This is a genomic window from Actinomycetospora sp. (assembly GCF_055612215.1).
On the sequence record NZ_JBVPVA010000027.1, the window covers coordinates 1 to 3,682 of the forward strand.

Below are 3,682 nucleotides of genomic sequence, written 5' to 3' on the forward strand. Positions count from 1 at the left end.
GAACACCCCGAGCCGGTAGCCGACGCTCACGGTCACGACGCGCCCCTCACGGACCAGGCGCACGGTGTCGTACCAGGACAGCGAGGCGCCCCCGATGACGTAGGCGCCGCCGTGGATCCACACCAGCACCGGCAGGTCGTCGCCGGACACGGCGTCGTGAGGTGCCCGCACGGTCAGCCGCAGGCAGTCCTCGTCCTGGCCCAGCGTCTCGGCGTCCGATGGGCCCGCGACGTCGTCCATCCGCGAGGGCAGCTGGGGGCACTGCGGGGCGGGCGTCCCGGCGTCGCGGACGCCGTCCCACGCCGGTTCAGGCTCGGGGGCCGCGAACCGCTCGGCACGGGCGTAGCGCAGGCCGAGGAACTCGACGACGTCCCCGTCGGCGTGCACCCGGCCGCGCACCGCCCCCGAGGGCGTGTCCACGACCACCGGTTCCCCCGCGGTCCGGCTCACCGGCGGCGCCCGGCGGAGCCCTCGCGGTCCTCGCGGTCGCTGCCGTGCTCGTCGTCGTGGCCCGTCGACCCGTGGCCCGAGGACGCGTCGTCGTCGGCGTCCCGGGTCGGGATGCGAGAGGTGCGCGCCACGTCGTCGTCCTCGTCGTCCTCGTCGGGCTCGCCGGCGGCCCCGTGGTCCTCGTCCTCGTCCTCGTCGTCGCCGTCCCGGGCCTGGTGGTCGGCCTGGTAGCGCTGGTAGGCCACCTCGTCGTCGTCGTAGCCCGTGCCGTCGTCCTGGTCGGCCGGCGACTGCTCGTACTCGAAGTACTCGGTGTACTCGGTGTACTCCGCGTCGAGGATGTCGTCGTCGTGGTCGTGCCGGGAGTGCCCCACGGGGCTGGAGTCCTCGTCCGCCGCCGGGCCCTCGTCGCCGACGTCGACCGGTTCGTCGGACGGCGGGCTCCACGGGTCGGTGCTCAGGTGCAGCTCGTCGTAGGCGAGCTGGTCCCGCGTCCGCTGGCCGAAGTAGAGCCCCACCCCCGCGACGAGGCACAGCACCCCGAACACCGCGAAGCCGCTGGAGTGCATCAGCAGCGCGGTGAACAGTCCGAAGACCCCGAAGCCCGCCCAGACGATCCCGACGACCACGAGCTTGGGCGTCGGGCCCTCCCGCTTGAGGTACCCGAGCCCCCCGTCGTCGGGCTCGTCGGCGCCGATCATGTCGTGAAGCCGGCCTCGCGGGCGCGCTCCACCGAGGCCTGGACCTCCTTCTCGGCCGCGGCCCGGCCGACCCACTCGTGGCCCTCGACCTGCTTGTCGGGCTCCAGCGCCTTGTAGACCTCGAAGAAGTGCTGGATCTCCATGCGGTGGTACTGGTCGAGGTGGTGGATGTCGCGCAGGTGCTCGAGGCGCGGGTCGTCGACCGGCACGCACAGCACCTTGTCGTCGCCCCCGGCCTCGTCGGTCATGCGGAACATGCCGATGGCCCGGCTGCGCACCAGGCAGCCCGGGAAGGTGGGCTCCGCGACGAGGACGAGCGCGTCGAGCGGGTCGTCGTCCTGGCCGAGGGTGTCCTCGATGAAGCCGTAGTCGGCCGGGTACTGCGTCGCGGTGAACAGGGTCCGGTCGAGCCGGAGCTTCCCGGACTTGTGGTCGAGCTCGTACTTGTTCCGGCTGCCTCTCGGCACCTCGACGAAGACGTCGAAATCCACGCCTTGCTCCTGTTCCGTCACCGTTCGTGTGGCGCACCAGTGTGGCGTGGACGGTGCCGGAGGGCCACCCCGCCACGTCGGGGACTCGTCGCCCGCCCGGGTCAGGGGTGGGCGGCGGCGATCGCGCGGCCGAACCGGTCGCCGAGGTCGGCGGCCTCGGCGCGGCCCGCCGGGTCGAGGGCGGCGGCGCCGGGGCCGGTCAGGTAGTCCTCGTCGGGGCCGATGAGCACGACGTCGGCGCCGGTCGTCCGCACCTCCGCGAGCTCGTCCGCCACGCCGCGGAGCCCGCCCGCGCTCGGGGTCACCATCGGGGCCAGCACGACGATCCGGTCGTGCCCGGCGGCGAGAGGCACGTGGGCGAGCGAGGCGATGCCGCCGTCCATGAACTCGCGGCCGCCGATCGGGACGACCGGCCAGACCCCGGGCACTGCGCAGCTCGCCGTCACCGCGTCGTCGAGGGCGACCCCGCTCGCGGCGTCGAGCACGACGACCTCACCGCTGTGTGCGTCGACCGCCGTGATGCGCAGCGGGACGGCGGGCCAGTCGTGCACCGGGAGGCGGGCGGACACCGAGCGCCCGCGGCCGGGGGCGGTGGCCGGGTCGAGCTCGCGGGCGTACGCGCCGACCGCCCGCCGGGCCCCGACCGGGTCGCCCGACATCGCCGGGTCGGCCATCCGGGTCAACAGCCCCTCGAGGTCGACGGCGCGGGCGACCTCGGAGGAGGCCGGCTCGTGCTGGGCGGCCCAGGCGTCCTCGAGATCCCACCACTCGCTGCGGTCCGCGGCGGCGGCGACGATCGTGCCGACCACCGACCCGGCCGAGGTCCCGACGACGAGGGCGGGCGCGTCGAGCGCGACCGCGAGCGCGCCACCCGCGGCGCGCAGCCCGTGCAGGACGCCGATCTCCCAGGCGATGCCGGTGACACCGCCACCGGAGAGCACCAGGGCCGTCGTCCCCTGCCGGGCCGCGCGGCCGTCGGGGGCCGGTCCGCCGTTCGCTCGTGTCACGCCCGGCACGCTAGCGCCGGACGCGGGTCTCAGGCCTGCTTGATCGCCGAGATGTCGAACTCGAGCCCGACCTTCTCGCTCACCAGCACACCACCGGTCTCGAGGGCGGCGTTGAAGGTGATGCCGTAGTCCTTGCGGTTGATGGTGGTGGCGCCCTCGAAGCCGGCGCGGACGTTGCCGAACGGGTCCTTCGCGAGGCCGGTGAACTCGAAGTCGACGGCGATGGGGGCCGTGACGTCGCGGATGGTCAGGTCGCCGGTGATGCGCCAGACGTCGTCGCCGGCCTTCTCGACGGCGGTCGAACGGAAGGTGATCTCGGGGTACACCTCGACGGCGAGGAAGTCGTCGCTGCGGACGTGGCCGTCGCGCTGCGACTGGCCGGAGTCGAAGCTGCTCGCGGCGATGACGATCTCGGTGCTGGAGGCGGCGGGGTCGGCGTCGTCGATGTGCGCGGTGCCGCGGAACTCGCCGAACGAGCCGCGGACCTTCGTGACCATCGCGTGCCGGGCGGTGAAGCCGATGCGGCTGTGGGCCGGGTCGATCTGGTAGTCGCCGGCGAGCGTAAGCACCGGGGCGGCGGTCTCGGTCATGGTGTCCTCCACGATTGAAGCGTCAACTGATTGCTGTGGACGAGGCTAGCAGCATTGCTTCAAGCTTCAACCGTAGGGTCTGTGGTGCCGCTCACGAGGCCGGCGAGCGGGTCCGTCAGGCGGCGGAGGCAGCCTGGTCGCCGACGAGGACGGTGCCCGACCAGCGCTCGCGCAGCACCCGGGCGAACGCCTCCGCGCCCGCGCCGCGCACGTGCACGACGAGCCGGTCGCCCGCGAGGCCGGTCGCGCTCGTCGCGAACCGGGCGACGGCCTCGACGTCCCACACGCGGGCCCGGATCGGGACGACCACCCGCACCCGCGTCGTCGCGAGCAGCACCGCGAGGGCCTGGGCGGTGACCGGCCAGTGCCGCGCCCGCGGGGCGCCCGCCTCGGCGGCCGGGACGAGCACGGTGGCCGCGCCCGCGCGCTCGGCCTCGCGCGCC

Annotated in this window: 6 protein-coding genes; all 6 read right to left on the minus strand. The window is 74.3% G+C overall.

Features of this window, described 5'->3' with window-relative positions:
* Positions 1-420: carboxylesterase family protein (locus AC0CYZ_RS00550; RefSeq protein WP_472210992.1), on the minus strand; the 420-nt coding region annotated here is incomplete at its 3' end.
* A 26-nt stretch (positions 421-446) separates the two neighbouring features.
* Positions 447-1,151 (minus strand): hypothetical protein, encoded by a 705-nt coding sequence (locus AC0CYZ_RS00555; RefSeq protein ID WP_472210995.1) that lies wholly within the window; start codon positions 1,149-1,151, stop codon positions 447-449.
* A complete protein-coding gene (locus AC0CYZ_RS00560) occupies positions 1,148-1,642 on the minus strand; it encodes an inorganic diphosphatase (protein ID WP_472210998.1) in 495 nt (164 codons plus the stop codon). Before AC0CYZ_RS00560 ends, AC0CYZ_RS00555 begins: the two co-directional genes overlap by 4 nt.
* A 101-nt stretch (positions 1,643-1,743) precedes the next feature.
* Entirely contained in the window at positions 1,744-2,649 is a 906-nt protein-coding gene (locus tag AC0CYZ_RS00565; RefSeq protein ID WP_472211001.1) for a patatin-like phospholipase family protein, read from the minus strand.
* A 29-nt stretch (positions 2,650-2,678) separates the two neighbouring features.
* Positions 2,679-3,239 carry a YceI family protein gene (locus tag AC0CYZ_RS00570; RefSeq protein WP_472211004.1) on the minus strand — a complete coding sequence of 187 codons (561 nt, stop codon included), beginning with the start codon at positions 3,237-3,239 and terminating at the stop codon, positions 2,679-2,681.
* 115 nt (positions 3,240-3,354) lie between these two features.
* The coding region (locus AC0CYZ_RS00575; protein ID WP_472211007.1) for a hypothetical protein at positions 3,355-3,682 on the minus strand (328 nt) is incomplete at its 5' end.

Excerpts from the sequence above, each read along its gene's own strand:
- AC0CYZ_RS00555 (WP_472210995.1), bottom strand. The coding sequence starts at position 1,151 with ATGATCGGCGCCGACGAGCCCGACGACGGGGGGCTCGGGTACCTCAAG.
- AC0CYZ_RS00570 (WP_472211004.1), bottom strand. The coding sequence starts at position 3,239 with ATGACCGAGACCGCCGCCCCGGTGCTTACGCTCGCCGGCGACTACCAG.